Raw genomic sequence first — 14,555 nt, 5'->3', positions numbered from 1 at the left:
AACTAACATACATTGTCTTTCATCCACATATTAAGATATAATAAATTTAATGCTTCTACTTGACTGACAGGAGGCTTCATTGTGATAAGTGTAACGAAACTCCTCTGTAACAGTGATAATTACGGTGACTCCCTGCGCTACAGTACTTCATCCCACGGGGCCACCCACGGGACTACCCACGGCGTGGGCCCGGTGGTGGTCTGGAATTGTACACGGACCTGTAATCTAAAATGCATTCACTGTTATGCAGCCTCTGATCAGCAAAAATATGCCGGTGAACTAACGACTGAAGAAGGCAAAGCCTTTATTGATGATTTAAAGTCATTTAAGGTCCCTGTTCTCCTCCTTTCCGGGGGGGAGCCATTCATGCGGGAAGATGTCCTGCACTTGGCCCAGTATGCAGCAAGTCTAGGCATCAGGACTACTTTTTCCACCAACGGCACACTCATCACACGCAAGGTAGCCCAAAAATTAAAAGAGATCGGTGTAGGGTACGTCGGCATAAGTTTAGATGGCATTGGCGAGAACAACGACCGTTTTCGGGGCCAAAAGGGAGCCTTCGACCTGGCTTTAAGAGGAATGGAAAACTGCCTGGCCGTAGGCCAGAAAGTGGGCCTGCGCTTTACCATCAACAAACATAACCTCGGCGAACTGCCGGGCATCTTTTCCTTAATTGAGGAAGTAGGCATACCGCGGGTCTGTTTTTACCACCTGGTTTATGCCGGGCGGGGCAGTGAGATGGTCAAAGAAGATATCAGCCATGAGGAATCCCGCCGGGCCCTGGATCTGATCATGGAACAAACTCTTCGCTTTCATGAGAAAGGTTTGGATAAAGAAATTCTTACCGTAGATAACCATGCCGACGGGATTTATATCTATCTAAAGTTAAAAGAAATTCATCCGGAGCTGGCTCAAATCGCCTGGAATCTCCTGAAAAACAACGGAGGCAACCGTTCCGGCATTGCCATCGCCAGCGTGGACTGGTACGGCAACGTCCACCCCGACCAGTTCACCCAAAACCACACCTTCGGCAATGTGCGGGAGAGACCTTTCGGGGAAATCTGGACAGACCTTTCCCATCCTATTTTGCGGGGTTTAAAAGACCGCAAGCCTCTCCTGAAGGGCCGCTGCCGGGAGTGCCGCTGGCTCAGCATTTGTAACGGCAACTTCCGGGCCCGGGCTGAGGCCGTCACCGGTGACTTCTGGGAAGCAGACCCGGCCTGTTATCTCACTGATGACGAAATCAGCCTTACCTAAATTTAGATTTAAGGAGATAAAAGATGATTATTTCCTGGAATGCGACTAACCAGTGTAATATGTACTGTGCCCACTGCTACCGGGAGGCAGGGCAAAAAGTCGAGGACGAACTTAATACCTCTGAGGCCAAGAAACTCCTGGAAGAAATCGCCAGGGCAGGCTTTAAAATCATGATCTTCAGCGGGGGGGAACCCCTGATGCGGCCGGATATCGTTGAACTGGTCCAGCATGCCGCAAACCTGGGTTTAAGACCTGTCTTCGGTTCTAACGGCACTCTCCTTACCAAAGATTTAGCCCGCGCCCTTAAGAAAGCGGGAACTATGGGCATGGGTATCAGCCTGGATAGTACCGATCCGGCTAAACACGACAAATTAAGGGTCTATCCCGGTGGCTGGGAACAAGCCCTGCGCGGCATGGCATACTGCCGGGAGGCTGGCCTTCCCTTTCAAATTCACACTACGGTGATGGATTGGAATCAGGCTGAAATTGAAGCCATTACGGACCTGGCCGTAGAACTGGGAGCCGTAGCCCACCATATTTTTTTCCTGGTTCCCACGGGCCGTGCCGTCAATATTGAGGAGGAATCCCTGCGGGCCAGGGAATATGAAGACCTCCTTGAGCGCATTCTCGAGAAGCAAAAACAGGTGCCTATCGAATTAAAGCCTACCTGCGCACCCCAGTTTATGCGTATTGCCAGGCAAAAGGGTTTAAAAATGAGGTTCTCCAAGGGCTGCCTGGCCGGTACTTCTTACTGCATCATCAGCCCTAAAGGTGACGTCCAGCCCTGTGCTTATTTAAACATCCTGGCCGGCAACGTGAGAGAAACCCCTTTCGACCAGATCTGGCGGGAAAGTCCGCTCTTTTTAAAGTTGCGTACTGAAGAGTACGGTGGGGGATGCGGTGGCTGTGAATATCGAAAAGTATGTGGAGGATGCCGGGCCCGGGCTTATTTCTACCATGAAGGGGATTACATGGCGGAAGAACCATGGTGCCTTTACCACGGAAGGACAGGTGCATGACGGTGGATAACTTAGACAAAGAGCTTCTTACCCTCATCCAGAGTGATTTTCCCATCTCCCCCCGGCCCTACCTGGATTTAGCCATCCAACTGGGAATTACGGAAGAAGAAGTTATTACACGTTTAAGGAAAATGAGCGAAGAAGGACTCATTCGCCGCATAGGCGCTATTTTCGATTCCCGGGCCCTGGGCTATACCAGTACCCTTTGTGCCATGGAAGTTCCTGAGGAAAGAATAGCGGAAACAGCCCGGGTGATTAACAGTTACCCCGGGGTTACCCATAACTATACACGCCAGCATGATTATAATCTCTGGTTTACCCTCATTACACCTTCGCCTGAAGTTTTACAGCAAATCATCGGTGAGATAGAAAAAAAGACGGGCTTAAAGGTTTATAACCTGCCCGCCCTCAAGCTTTTCAAAATAAAAGTAAATTTCACCGTTCCCGGACGGGAGGAGAAGTCCCATGCCCTTTAGCCCTTTGGACAAGGCCATCATTCGCGAACTCCAGGGCAACATCCCTCTGGAACCACGGCCCTTTCTCCGTATTGCCCAGCGACTGGATATCCCGGAAGAAATGCTCCTGGAAAAAATCCGGGAGTTCCGGGAGAAAGGATATATCCGGCGTTTCGGGGCTGCACTCCGCCACAGGGAAATGGGTCTCAAAGCCAACCCCATGATTGTCTGGCGGGTACCTGAACAGCTCATTGATATAGTAGGCAGAAAAATTGCTGCCTACCCCCAGGTTACCCATTGTTATCACCGCCCGCCCCTGCCCAAATTCCCTTATAACCTTTTCTCCATGATTCACAGTGAAACTGAGGAAGAGTGTTTTAATCTGGCAGCGAAAATATCCCGGGAAACAGGGATTACCGAATATCAGCTACTTTTCAGTACAGCAGAACTGAAAAAAACCAGTATGAAGTATTTTATGGAGTAAATTTGTCTTCATTTATGGACTGTTTTAAATCAAACATCGGTGCTATAATAGGAGCATGAGCCGAGCACCGTCACAAGGTGGGATTCGCTTATGACTAATGAAGAATTCCAAAAAGTCGTGTTGGAACAGTTTAACAATTTTGCAAAACAGTTTGATACGGTAACCAAAGAACTAAAGGGTATCAAGTCTGATATTGAGGGGCTAAAGAATGATGTTGCAGGGCTGAAAACCGAAGTTGCAGGGCTGAAGAATGATGTTACTGTGCTGAAGAATGATGTTACTGTGCTGAAGAATGATGTTACTGTGCTGAAGAATGATGTCACTGTGCTGAAGAATGATGTCACTGGGCTAAAAGCTGCTACAGAGGAAAATACCGCCTTACTAAAAGCACTGGAACACCGCACGGAAGAAAATACCGCCGCGCTTGCCGCCCTGGGAGAAGACATGCAGTACCTCAAGGGCGAAGTAACCATGTTAAAAGGTGAAATGGGCAACGTTAAAGAGGATATGGCCGGGGTAAAAGCGGAGCTGGCCAACGTGAAAACAGACGTGACCCAAATAAAAGAAGACTTGTCCAAAGTCAAGAACGACGTAAGCGAATTAAATGGGAAAGTAGACTTTTTATCCAGGGCCCTGATTACCACCAAACGCAGACAATTGGAAATGGAACGGGATATCTTGGAATTGCAGGAAAAAGTCGTAGGAGCATAAGGGGCATTGTCCCCTTCTTTTTTTGCCTCCCCCTATGTCTAGCCTTAGTAGATTTGCCAATGAAAAAGGCTGCTGACGTGTCTTTGTCAACAGCCTGGAGAAGCGATTTCTTTGTCTTCCTTTAACTTTCTTCCAGAGTTTTCTTCATTTCCAGGTACTGCTCTTGGGTAATCTCTCCTTTGGCAAACCGTTCCTTCAGGATTTGCACAGGAGTACTTTCACCGGTATGGGTGACTTGTCTTTCTACTACAGATACCTTGTTTTTCCCCAGCCAGTTGATAAAGCCATAGAGGGCAAAACCCAGGGCGGCAATCAGTAGTATCCACACAAAAATCATAAACAGCCCACCTCCAGGCATACCGTACATACCGTAACCGTATCTCATCATAACCGATTCCTCCTTGTTCTTTTCGGGGTAAATTTATCTTTACCCCTATCCTAACAAAAAATTATGAGGAATCCGTTGGCAAATTATGAAGAAAATGTGGAGATTCAATTCTCACTTTGACTTTGTAAGAATATGTTTGTCACTTCCTGGTAAATGAACTTTAAGGGTTTCCCAGTCTTTATCGCTATTTTTTTGCAATCCTCATATTCAGGACTCACATTTACTAAACTTCCACCATTTTGGGCTGTTTTAACACGTACTTTTCCGTAAGGAGTATGAATTTCATGTAGTTCTTTTTCAGCTTTTGTAGTAAAGGCTTTATATACTCTAACACCGATAGAAGAGCTCTCCAGATAGATTAACCTAATTACGGAATGGGTTAAAGAAGGACTACATATAATTCTTATGACGATGCCTGGTCTACCTTTCTTCATATAGACTGGAGTCAGATATACCTCATGTGCTCCAAGAGCTCTTATCTTTTCACATACATAATCATAGAATTGCGGGTTCATATCATCAATATTTGTTTCTATAACATCCACCTCCCTGTACTTTTCATAAGTGCTTTCTACGAGAAATATTTTTATACCCTCATCTTGTGTTAAACTATGATAACCAATCCCTACCGATTTTACCTTTATTGTGAAAGTATCACTGTATTCATGGACAATTATTTTTAACAATGCCAGGGTGGAAATGTCTAGAGACGAAGTTACTGAAAAATCTCCTTTCATTAACATACCTGGTAAAATTTTTAGCAAAGCCGGGTTATTAATTCGCCCCTTAATAGAAGAACAAATAACTTTTTTTATGTCTGACTTTTCCAGACTATATATTATTATCGCAGCAACCAGAAGATCCTGTAACGATATTTTTTCAACAGAAGAATCGGTATGATAATCTAAATACTCTTTTAATTTGCGGTTGACCTTTGCTTCCGGTGTTATATTGCCAATAATCTCGTATGCTTCACTCAAATTAATTTGTCTTGACACATCGCGTATAAGCAAAGTCACCGTAGACCCTTGTTTAACTAACTTTTTGGCGTTTATCAGCCCTTTACCCCCGACTGGATAACTTAAATCTTGTTTAATTTTGTCAAGATCTATAAGCATACAGTCGATCATACCCGCCAATAATGCACATGAACTTATTTCTGATGGACAATCAATATAGATAGAGCACATGGAGAATTCCTCCTTTTATTTTTGTATAAAAAAAGCTACCAAAACTGGTAGCTTATTTAGTGTATCCTAACCTCACTGAAATATTAAAAGCTGTTTCTTTAACAATTTCTGTTAACTCATTGATTTTTTCATAAGTCATCCTGATGGTTGGGCCGGAAACGCTGATTGCAGCGATAACCTCTTTCCTGTGGTCAAAAATCGGTGCAGCTACGCAGCGTAAACCGACCTCAATCTCCTCATCATCAATACTATATCCTTTTTCCTTAATCTCTCTGAGATGTGCTAATAATTTTTCTTTATCAGTTATGGTATTTTCTGTAAATTTTTTCAGGGGATGTTGTGTAAGTCTATCAATATATTCACTTGGCAAAAAAGCTAATAGAACCTTTCCTACGCCTGTACAATGAAGATTAACTCTAGTGCCTATTTGTGAAATAATTTTAATGGCACTGGGCCCTTCCACTTTTTCTATAATAAACAGCTTCTCTTCTGTCCCTTATTACCAGGTGAACAGTTTCTCCCGTCTTATCCACTAATTCCTGCAGAAAAGGCTTAGCAATTTCCCGTAACTCTAAACCTGCTTCATATATTTTCCCAAGCTGAAAAATCTTTAAAGATAAACGGTATTTGCCATTGTCAGGATTCTGTTCCAGATATCCTTTTTGCAGCAGGGTGTTAATCAAGTTGAAACAGGTACTCTTATTTAGCCCTACCCTTTTAGCTATCTCAGTCACGCCAAGTTCTCTTTCTCTGACGCTAAATTCTTCGAGAATAGCCAGGGCTCTTTCTACTGATTGTATAGTAAGACCGTTTTTGCCTTGAGTACCCATCCACCAAATCCCCCTTAATTTGAGAACAATATAACTATTTGATTATATCATATAATCAACTGATTTGTATGAATTCTCTGGGGAAATCGGTAAGGAATTCAAGGTAGGAAGTAAAACATCCCCACACAATAGCCTATTTTGGGGATTGGCTCAGTTGATAAGCTACTTCTATGATTAAATCCTCCTGTCCGCCGACAGTCTTCCTTTTACCTAATTCAACAAGTATATCCCTGGGGTCAACCTTAAACTTTTCGGCAGCACGGAAGGTATGAAGCAGGAAACTGCCATATACGCCGGCCCATCCTAAAGTAAGGGCAGCCTTGTCAATAACCTGAGGTCTGTGCATACGCGGTGTTACCACATCTTCCGCAACATCCATTATTTTATAGAGGTCCACACCCGTTTCCACATTAAGTTTGTCAAACACAGCAACTAAAACTTCCGTAGGAGCATTACCGGCCCCTGCCCCCAAACCTTTCACAGTGCCGTCAATATAATCGGCCCCTGCTTCAAAGGCAGCCAGGGAATTGCCAATGGCTAATCCTAGATTATTATGGGCATGAAACCCTACCGGTATCTGAACAGCAGCTTTCACAGCGGCTACCCTCTCTTTCACTTGATGGGGCACCATAGCCCCGGCAGAATCTGTCACATAAACGGCATCGGCGCCATAGCTTTCAAAAAGCTTTGCCTGCTCTACCACTTTTTCGGGGGGAGCCATATGGGCCATCATCAAGAATCCTATAGCTTCCATACCATAGTCTTTAGCCATTTTAATATGCTGCTCCCCAATATCTGCTTCCGTAACATGGGTGGCAATCCGCGCAACTTTTACATTGTATTTGGCCGCCTTTTCCAAGTCTCTTTTCGTCCCTATACCGGGAATTAAAAGAATGTCCAGTTTAGCTCTTTTGATTACGGAAGAAACTGCTCTGAGATAGTCTTCGTCAGAGGCCTTGGCAAACCCGTACTGGAAGGATGAGCCGCCCAAACCGTCACCATGACCCATCTCGATTGTATCTACACCAGCTTCATCAAGAGCCCGGGCAATTGCAGCCATATCTTCGGGAGTAAATTGGTGGCTGACGGCATGCATACCGTCGCGCAGCGTGGAATCAAATATTCTAACCTTTTTCATTGGGCAGCCCTCCCCTTTTCTACAACTTTTTCTGCGTCTTTTAGCATGTTTTCAGCGATTTTTTCCGCTACCCCCAGGGCAGCGGCAGTAATAATATCCAGGTTGCCCGAATATTTGGGTAAGTATGAACCTTCACCCTCCACTTCAATCATTGTGGTCACTTTGTTTCCATCAACAATGGGCGCCAGTTTCAGGGTATACCCAGGTACATATTCTTTAACTCTGCTCACCATTTCAGTAACACTAGCCATAATGGCCATATGATCGGGATTTTTTACCCGGCAGTAAATGGTGTTTCTCATCATAATAGGTGGCTCGGCAGGATTCAGGATGATAATAGCCTTGGCGGTATCTGCCCCTGCTACTTTAACCAAACCGTTAGCCGTTGTTTGGGTAAACTCATCAATGTTTTGCCTGGTCCCGGGACCGGCGCTGCGGCTGGAAATGGTGGCCACTATTTCCGCGTATTCCACATCAGCAACCTTATTGATGGCGGCAACTATAGGTATAGTAGCCTGCCCGCCACAGGTAATCAGGTTGATATTGTCACTATCAAAGTTCTCCAGCATATTGACAGCGGGGGAGACATAGGGTCCCACTGCCGCCGGGGTCAGATCAATGGCTATTTTCTTATGGGCTTTAAGGATCGGAGCATGCTTGAGATGGGCTTTGGCACTGGTACAATCAAAAACAATTTTAATGTCGTCCCGCTTGATAATGGCCTCGATTCCTTCGGCAGAAGTATTAAACCCATGACTTTTTGCCAGCATCAGTCCCTCAGAATCCGCAATAATACCTGTTACAGTATCTAGTTCGATGTTTCTGGCCCGTTTCAATATCTTGTACATGAGGTCCATTCCGATGTTGCCGGGGCCAATGATGGCTGCTTTTATTTTTTCCACTCGTGTCACTCCTCATCTTTATTCTGTAAACACTGCTTTAACGGAACCTAATCCGCCAAAAGTAGCTACAAACACATCTCCTGCTTTTACTTCTATTGCTTTCGTAAGAGAACCGGACAAAATTATTTCTCCTTTTTTCAAACCGATGCCCATAGAACCTAATTTATTAGCCAGCCAGGCTACGGCTAACGCAGGATGCCCCATGACAGCGGCACCTGCGGCCGTTTCGATAATCTGCCCGTTCTTCTGTAAGACCATTCCCACATATTTTAGCTCCACCTGGTTAACAGGTATAAGCTGACTGCCCAAAGTAATGCCTGCACTGGAGGCATTATCAGCTATGGTGTCCTGTATTTTGATTTTCCAATCCTTAATACGGCTGTCAATTACTTCAAAAGAAGGAACGACTCCTGCAGTAGCTCTTAATACATCGGTAAGAGTTACTCCAGGTCCCTGTAAATCATCACCCAGGACAAAAGCGATTTCAGCTTCAATTTTAGGCTGTAATAAATTACTTAAACTAATGGGGATTTCTTCATCCCAGATCATGGTATCCAGAAGATGTCCATAATCAGGCTCATTAACGCCTAAAAACTTCTGCATAGCCACACTGGTTAAGCCGATTTTCTTACCCACAATCCTTTTTCCAGCTTTTACGGCCTCTTCCACATTAACCAGTTGTACTTGGTAAGCTTCTTCGATGGTGATATCGGGTTTTTGTTCAGTTAAAGCGGAAATAGGTTTTTTGTTTGTCATGGCCACTCTTAAGGCCTCGGCAGCTTTGACGATAAACTCCTTATCCATTTTTCTTCACCTCTTTTTATTTAATGATGGTGCCAATGGGCTGCTTTTTCCTGTAAACGGTGCCGCAGCGCATCGACTAACATTTGAGCCAGTCTATGTTTGTCATAATTATTTTTCAAAGCTTCAATGATTAGAGGCACGGTTATCTTTACCTCATCATGAGGCCCTGGCAAAGCAATTAACAAGCTGTTGTTATACTCCCCGACCCCAACTTTGACGCCCTCTTTGACATGTCTCCCCTGTCCTTTAGTAAATTTCACGATAAAAGGTGTGGCAGCCTCCGGGTCCAAAGCCAGTATCCCTTCAATAGTAAAATCCTTATCTTCGGCACCTACACCGCCGGTAGTGATGATAACACCACAGTGGCTGGCGGCCTCTTTTAAGCTTTGGACAATAGCCTCTTTACTGTCATGGATGGCTTTCCCGATCTCAACAATAAACCCTGCCTCTTCCATTCTTTTGGCGATATAAGGTGTATTGGTATCCTCAATCTTGCCTTCAATTATCTCAAAGCCCGTTGGATAAACTCTTGCCTTAGAACGTTTCTGAGACATGATGTTATTGACCATGGACCTGGTCCGTTCTAAAACAACGTGGGCCTCAGCTTCATCTAAGCCGATATAACCCAGGATGCCATCAGAATGGATATCCGTTGAGGTTTTAATACGCACCCCCGGCAACTTGGCGAGTGCTGCCAATAAAACCCCTTTTTTCCCAAATATTTGTTCTGCCTGAACGGTTCTCTGGAGAATATCCAGGGCAATGTGGTCATTTCTTACATCTACTACCAGCACTTTATCCCTTGGTAATTGCATAACATCGGCCACAGTTTGAGCCAGGTCAGTCAAATTTGCATTTTCCAGCTCAATATCCGTTATTCTCACTTCGGTTTTTTCTAATAGGTTTAGCTCCATTGGCTTAATCCCCCTAATAAATGTGGACAACATCCATTTTCAGGTCTAATAAAGAAGCATCAATAATCTGGGTCCCAATATCCAAAATATCCACGTCATATTCAAGGAGTTTGGGGATGTCCTTTATTTTGATTGACCCGGCAAAAGCAATTTTTACTTTTTGCCTCGCTCCCATCCTCTTAACAATCTCACTGACAGCAGCCAGATCATCTAAAGAGCCGGTATCCACCATTAAGACATAGGCTCCTCCCTCAACTGCCGCCTTTGCTTCAGTGGTAATATCCTCAATTTCTCCCCGCAGTTGAATGACTTTGGCATAGTCTTCCAATCCCCGCACTGCTTCCAGGGTCGCCTTGACACTGCCAAATATCCGCACGTAATTCTTATCAAGATAGATAAAAGGGCCTTGTACTATCCTGCCCGCGGAGCCGCCGGTCATAATCCCGTGACGGACCAGGTGTTTGATGTCAAAGGGCATTTTTTTCCAGGCACCACTAACTATCTCTATTTTACCTTGTGCTAAATCCACTGCTTTCCGAGCCGCCCTGGCAATACCGGAAGGCTTAGCAATATAGCCCATCACCAGATCTTCCGCCATGGCAATAGTTTTGGGATCTCCCGAAAAAGAAAGGATTACATCCCCTTTTTCTACAGGAGTGCCGTCATTCACCATTTGGTGAATGACGGCTCCCAAAGAATCTAATTTTTCTGCCGCAAATTTCATGCCACAGACGATACCACTGTCTTCTACAGTAATATTGGCCCTTACTTTTTTATGCATTACCGAGAGAAATATATCGTCCCGCAAATCCTGGGCAATGTGCATTATGACCTCCTATAGACCTGTTTTTTAACTGTCAAAATCTTTGGGTTCGGCAATCAGTGAGGCAACAACGCCCCCCAGTAAAGCCCAGAAGGGAGAACTGATTTTAAGAATAGTTACGCCAGACATGGCGATTACTAAGGCGAAGAAAGCACCCATTCTGAATTTTTTGGTACTAAAGGCATATTCAAAAGAACTGATCAAAACGCCCACCATGGCCAGCCCGGCCACAATGGCGATTAATGTTTTAGGTAAGCCTGTGACAAAGGCTACAGCAATACTGGCAATGAGTCCGAAGCTTCCAAAGAGGATACCATTGACAACGGTAGCTGCGTATCTGCCTTCTTTGTTTTCGCCAGCTTCCTCGGAAGAACAAATGGCTGTCATGGGTCCTGCAATATTGGCGTTATGACCACCGAAGAAAGAAGTAAGGATTCCACCAATACCACTGATAATAGTCATAGTGTTAATAGGGGGTTTATACCCTTGAGAAACTAGAACTCCGTAGGCCTGGGCATTTTCCGCACCCATGACCAGCACCGCTAGGGGGATGGCTATGGAAAGCATAGTTCCCATATTAAAGGTGGGTATGATAATCTCCGGGCCGATTAATTTATATTGAACCCCGGCAAAATTTAATTGTCCTGTGAAACCGGCAGCGGCTATACCCAGTACTAAAGCCGTAAGAATTGGGGGTAGTTTTTTAGAAACTTTAGGTGCCAAAAAGTAACCAACTAAGGTGGCAAAGCCAATCACGGGAGCAGCCTGTGTGGAAGTTACGATACCTGTACCGAATCTGATCATAGCCCCTGCAATCATAGCCATGACGATAGGAACCGGTAACCATCTCATCACTTTTCCGATCAAACCTGTCAAGCCGAGGATAAGGACGATGAGACCGGCCACCAGATAGGCCCCTGCTGCATCACTTAGAGAATTGTTTTTTAATGAATCAATGAGCATTACAGCACCTGGTATGGAGTAGGCACCGTTAATGGGCTGTTTGTATTTCAAGGCCAGGATAATACTAATCAAACCACCGAAAAAGTAAATGGCAAATAACCAGGATATAGCCTGGGGCTGTGTCAATTTACCGGTCTGGGCGGCATTTAAGACAATCAGCGCAGGCCCCGTACAGCCGAATACGGCGGCCACAGTACCGGCCGTGATGGTATTGGCGTTTAAATGTTTGCCCAGATCGGCTAAACCGCTGGCAAATCCCGGTCCCGGTTCTATAATGCTTTTCCTAGCCTCTTTGACTTCTAAACTCATGCTTTATATCCCCCTTCTACAATCCGCTCACTTGAAATTTTTCAGAACCTCAGGGTCTACACCACGCTGACGCAACCATTTGGGGAGTAATTCTTCATCCACCAGTTTGTTGACATAGGGAGCTTTTTCTATCAGGAACTTGGCCAGGGATTCGCTGACGTTGATACCACCGGCTGCCCCGTCAAAGATAATCACTTTATCGGTTTTGGCAGTCTTATAGGCAAATGCCATTGCCGTATCAAGGTTATCAGCAATTACTGCATGAGACATGTATTCGATATTCTGGGGGTCACGGTTCATTACTTCTGCCTGTTCCCGGCCTACAACGATGGTGGGAATGTGTTCACTGAAGAAGGCGCTGGGATAACCACCCCACCCGTAATTTTGCACACACATCTTAATAGCGGGGTTAACGGGAGCAACTCCCTCGATTAAAGGTTTACCGTCCTTGCCATAGAAGGCTTCCGTATACCAGGTATAAGGAGGCAGGTCACCTTCTAAATCAAAGAGATCTACATTGGCCCCTACGAAGTTGGCATAGATGACACCAGCAGCAAATACATAAGGTACGGGGCAGGGGAAATCTAAAGCGGCAATACACTCATCTATTTGCCCCAAAAGAGTCATAATTTTCCCGTAATATTTACAGCCTGCCACGGTTAGCCTGTCGTTTAAGGCATAGAGGTCATTGTCGGCATCAACACCCACCACACCCACAGGCGACATATCCAGAAAGGCAGTGAAAGCAAACTTGCTTTGTACAAATTCTGAAGCAAAGATAGAACGGGCGGTAAAGTTGGCCCCTCTGGGGCCCAAATTCTGGTGATATGTGGAACGGGTTTCAATCCTGGCATAAGACATGCCAAAGGGTTTTACCGCCCTGTCAACCTGGCGGTGGAAGTGGACTTCGCGCACATCACTGTTATGAACGTGAACTATCCAGTCAGCATCATAAATAGCCTTAATCCCATAAAGGGTCCCTATCTCAGTTTCAATGGGTATGCCTTCATCAACAGGAGCTACGCCACGGGCCTTACCTTTATAGTGTTCATCCAGCTTAAAAGCTTTAATATATTCTTCAGTCTCCCGGAAGCGAAGACCAACCCCGGCTCTTAAACGAATATTGTCGGTTCCGGTTTTTCTGGCAATCACATCTCTGACTGTCCGCAAAAGCTCCGCATAAGGCTCTCCACCCAGTAAGGTAAAGCCATGGTGAGAGGCACATACATTAACAGAGTCTCCGGGTTTTATCATACTCATATCGATGTTTTCTAAGGCTTTTTCGGCAGCTTCCCTTACAGCGGCAATACCCTTTTCACTGGGGTAAATCACCTTGGGAGTATCAGGAAACAGATCACTCAACATAACGGAGGTAATCTCAGGATATTCGGCTACCCTTTTCGTTACATATTTAGGATCCACACCATACTGGGACACACGGGGTTTCTGCGGGGTAATAGGCTTTCTCAACATCTATTTCTCCTCCTTTCTAGTATCTTTAACTTTGTTAAGGAGTTTAATATCTTCATCGAAATAAAAGCCACGGCTGCTATATTTTTTCTTTACTTCCTCCGGTATATCCCATATTGTGGGGGTCCGGCCATACCATTGATAACCACCTTCTGGAGGTACAGGTGTAACGCCATGAGCTTCTAAGAGACGAAGCATAGGTTGAATACATTCAACCTTACAACCTGTCCTAACCCCGGTAAGCTGCGACAGTTCTTCCGGAGATTTTGCACCTTTTAGAACTGCGGCCGCCACTTCCTCAGCGCGGGTAGCGGTACAGTAGCAAATGATTTGTTCAGGATTTAATAAGGCCTTTTTGCATAACTCGTCAATCTTTTCATAAGGAACATCCTCCACAGCCACCGAAACCTTATAAGGTTTCTCCAGCTTTTCCATGGTCACGGCATAAACAGGGCATCTCTGATTACAGTTGCCACAGCCGCGGCATAATTCTTCGTTAATAACTGCTTTCCTATCCACAATTTCAATCGCTACTGTGGGACATACCTTCGCACAGGTTTTACAACCCGTACATTTTTCTTTGTCCACTTTAGCCACTAAGGTTATGAGTTTCACAAGCATACCTCCCCATATTGTAATGGACTAATAAACTTTCAACGCCTAAAAAACTCCCCTTACTCTCACCCCCATCAAATCGTTCCATATTATTGAACGCAGTTTTATATTGTTGTATATATATTTCTATCTACTAGTAGATATTCCTTCTAAAAAATATATTTTATTTTATTTTTATTTTTTGGCTATTTAGTCCTTCTTTGGAAAAGCAAAGACCCCAAGACAAAAAATTATCCAAAAAAATATGCCGCTGAAGTAAATCAGCGACACGTGTTTATCCTTA

The 14,555-nt window shown here is 44.8% G+C and carries 17 protein-coding genes; 5 read left to right on the top strand and 12 right to left on the bottom strand.

Annotation, left to right across the window (positions count from 1 at the left end):
• Positions 1-81 precede the first annotated feature (81 nt).
• The 5 genes from nirJ1 to BR63_RS18685 all read left to right on the top strand — a co-directional run bounded on the left by nirJ1 (position 82) and on the right by BR63_RS18685 (position 3,926).
• The gene (gene nirJ1 / locus BR63_RS18705; protein ID WP_034420754.1) at positions 82-1,257 is read left to right on the top strand and encodes a putative heme d1 biosynthesis radical SAM protein NirJ1; all 1,176 of its coding nucleotides are present in this window, start codon (positions 82-84) and stop codon (positions 1,255-1,257) included.
• 23 nt (positions 1,258-1,280) lie between these two features.
• On the top strand, positions 1,281-2,276 hold the full coding sequence (nirJ2, locus tag BR63_RS18700) for a putative heme d1 biosynthesis radical SAM protein NirJ2 (protein ID WP_034420752.1): 996 nt from the start codon (positions 1,281-1,283) through the stop codon (positions 2,274-2,276).
• Positions 2,273-2,752 (top strand): siroheme decarboxylase subunit alpha, encoded by a 480-nt coding sequence (gene ahbA, locus BR63_RS18695; protein WP_034420751.1) that lies wholly within the window; start codon positions 2,273-2,275, stop codon positions 2,750-2,752. The genes nirJ2 and ahbA overlap by 4 nt, the downstream gene beginning before the upstream one ends.
• Entirely contained in the window at positions 2,742-3,215 is a 474-nt protein-coding gene (ahbB, locus tag BR63_RS18690) for a siroheme decarboxylase subunit beta (protein ID WP_034420750.1), read from the top strand. The genes ahbA and ahbB overlap by 11 nt, the downstream gene beginning before the upstream one ends.
• 90 nt (positions 3,216-3,305) lie before the next feature.
• Complete coding sequence (locus BR63_RS18685) at positions 3,306-3,926, top strand: hypothetical protein (protein WP_034420748.1); 621 nt, start codon at positions 3,306-3,308, stop codon at positions 3,924-3,926.
• A gap of 121 nt (positions 3,927-4,047) precedes the next feature.
• On the opposite strand, the gene BR63_RS18680 is transcribed toward BR63_RS18685, so the two are convergent.
• From BR63_RS18680 to BR63_RS18630, 12 genes are all read right to left on the bottom strand, one after another.
• On the bottom strand, positions 4,048-4,314 hold the full coding sequence (locus tag BR63_RS18680) for an SHOCT domain-containing protein (RefSeq protein ID WP_034420746.1): 267 nt from the start codon (positions 4,312-4,314) through the stop codon (positions 4,048-4,050).
• A 104-nt stretch (positions 4,315-4,418) separates the two neighbouring features.
• On the bottom strand, positions 4,419-5,504 hold the full coding sequence (larC2, locus tag BR63_RS18675; protein WP_034420744.1) for a nickel pincer cofactor biosynthesis protein LarC2: 1,086 nt from the start codon (positions 5,502-5,504) through the stop codon (positions 4,419-4,421).
• Between the two features lie 52 nt (positions 5,505-5,556).
• Positions 5,557-5,967 (bottom strand): IclR family transcriptional regulator, encoded by a 411-nt coding sequence (locus BR63_RS19405; RefSeq protein ID WP_207724738.1) that lies wholly within the window; start codon positions 5,965-5,967, stop codon positions 5,557-5,559.
• Positions 5,945-6,334 carry an IclR family transcriptional regulator gene (locus tag BR63_RS19400; RefSeq protein WP_207724737.1) on the bottom strand — a complete coding sequence of 130 codons (390 nt, stop codon included), beginning with the start codon at positions 6,332-6,334 and terminating at the stop codon, positions 5,945-5,947. The genes BR63_RS19405 and BR63_RS19400 overlap by 23 nt, the downstream gene beginning before the upstream one ends.
• Before the next feature lie 133 nt (positions 6,335-6,467).
• Positions 6,468-7,472, bottom strand: a complete 1,005-nt coding sequence (dmpG, locus tag BR63_RS18665) for a 4-hydroxy-2-oxovalerate aldolase (RefSeq protein ID WP_034420742.1) — start codon at positions 7,470-7,472, stop codon at positions 6,468-6,470.
• Positions 7,469-8,374, bottom strand: a complete 906-nt coding sequence (locus BR63_RS18660; RefSeq protein ID WP_034420740.1) for an acetaldehyde dehydrogenase (acetylating) — start codon at positions 8,372-8,374, stop codon at positions 7,469-7,471. Before BR63_RS18660 ends, dmpG begins: the two co-directional genes overlap by 4 nt.
• An 18-nt stretch (positions 8,375-8,392) precedes the next feature.
• Complete coding sequence (locus tag BR63_RS18655; RefSeq protein WP_034420738.1) at positions 8,393-9,178, bottom strand: 2-keto-4-pentenoate hydratase; 786 nt, start codon at positions 9,176-9,178, stop codon at positions 8,393-8,395.
• A 20-nt stretch (positions 9,179-9,198) separates the two neighbouring features.
• The gene (locus tag BR63_RS18650; protein WP_034420737.1) at positions 9,199-10,092 is read right to left on the bottom strand and encodes a molybdopterin-binding protein; all 894 of its coding nucleotides are present in this window, start codon (positions 10,090-10,092) and stop codon (positions 9,199-9,201) included.
• Positions 10,093-10,105: 13 nt separating this feature from the next.
• Complete coding sequence (locus BR63_RS18645) at positions 10,106-10,918, bottom strand: hypothetical protein (RefSeq protein WP_034420735.1); 813 nt, start codon at positions 10,916-10,918, stop codon at positions 10,106-10,108.
• A 24-nt stretch (positions 10,919-10,942) separates the two neighbouring features.
• A complete protein-coding gene (locus BR63_RS18640; RefSeq protein WP_034420733.1) occupies positions 10,943-12,187 on the bottom strand; it encodes a benzoate/H(+) symporter BenE family transporter in 1,245 nt (414 codons plus the stop codon).
• Positions 12,188-12,214: 27 nt separating this feature from the next.
• Entirely contained in the window at positions 12,215-13,660 is a 1,446-nt protein-coding gene (locus tag BR63_RS18635) for a hypothetical protein (RefSeq protein WP_153802030.1), read from the bottom strand.
• On the bottom strand, positions 13,661-14,272 hold the full coding sequence (locus BR63_RS18630) for a 4Fe-4S binding protein (RefSeq protein ID WP_034420732.1): 612 nt from the start codon (positions 14,270-14,272) through the stop codon (positions 13,661-13,663).
• Between the last annotated feature and the right edge of the window lie 283 nt (positions 14,273-14,555).

It is taken from the genome of Thermanaerosceptrum fracticalcis (genome assembly GCF_000746025.2).
GTDB lineage: Bacteria > Bacillota > Peptococcia > DRI-13 > DRI-13 > Thermanaerosceptrum > Thermanaerosceptrum fracticalcis.
This window is presented reverse-complemented; position numbering and strand designations above follow the sequence as displayed.

Excerpts from the sequence above, each read along its gene's own strand:
- nirJ2 (WP_034420752.1), top strand. The coding sequence starts at position 1,281 with ATGATTATTTCCTGGAATGCGACTAACCAGTGTAATATGTACTGTGCC.
- larC2 (WP_034420744.1), bottom strand. The coding sequence starts at position 5,504 with ATGTGCTCTATCTATATTGATTGTCCATCAGAAATAAGTTCATGTGCA.
- BR63_RS18650 (WP_034420737.1), bottom strand. The coding sequence starts at position 10,092 with ATGGAGCTAAACCTATTAGAAAAAACCGAAGTGAGAATAACGGATATT.
- BR63_RS18635 (WP_153802030.1), bottom strand. The coding sequence starts at position 13,660 with ATGTTGAGAAAGCCTATTACCCCGCAGAAACCCCGTGTGTCCCAGTAT.
- BR63_RS18645 (WP_034420735.1), bottom strand. The coding sequence starts at position 10,918 with ATGCACATTGCCCAGGATTTGCGGGACGATATATTTCTCTCGGTAATG.
- dmpG (WP_034420742.1), bottom strand. The coding sequence starts at position 7,472 with ATGAAAAAGGTTAGAATATTTGATTCCACGCTGCGCGACGGTATGCAT.
- BR63_RS18680 (WP_034420746.1), bottom strand. The coding sequence starts at position 4,314 with ATGATGAGATACGGTTACGGTATGTACGGTATGCCTGGAGGTGGGCTG.
- ahbA (WP_034420751.1), top strand. The coding sequence starts at position 2,273 with ATGACGGTGGATAACTTAGACAAAGAGCTTCTTACCCTCATCCAGAGT.
- BR63_RS19400 (WP_207724737.1), bottom strand. The coding sequence starts at position 6,334 with ATGGGTACTCAAGGCAAAAACGGTCTTACTATACAATCAGTAGAAAGA.
- BR63_RS18655 (WP_034420738.1), bottom strand. The coding sequence starts at position 9,178 with ATGGATAAGGAGTTTATCGTCAAAGCTGCCGAGGCCTTAAGAGTGGCC.
- BR63_RS18685 (WP_034420748.1), top strand. The coding sequence starts at position 3,306 with ATGACTAATGAAGAATTCCAAAAAGTCGTGTTGGAACAGTTTAACAAT.
- BR63_RS18640 (WP_034420733.1), bottom strand. The coding sequence starts at position 12,187 with ATGAGTTTAGAAGTCAAAGAGGCTAGGAAAAGCATTATAGAACCGGGA.
- ahbB (WP_034420750.1), top strand. The coding sequence starts at position 2,742 with ATGCCCTTTAGCCCTTTGGACAAGGCCATCATTCGCGAACTCCAGGGC.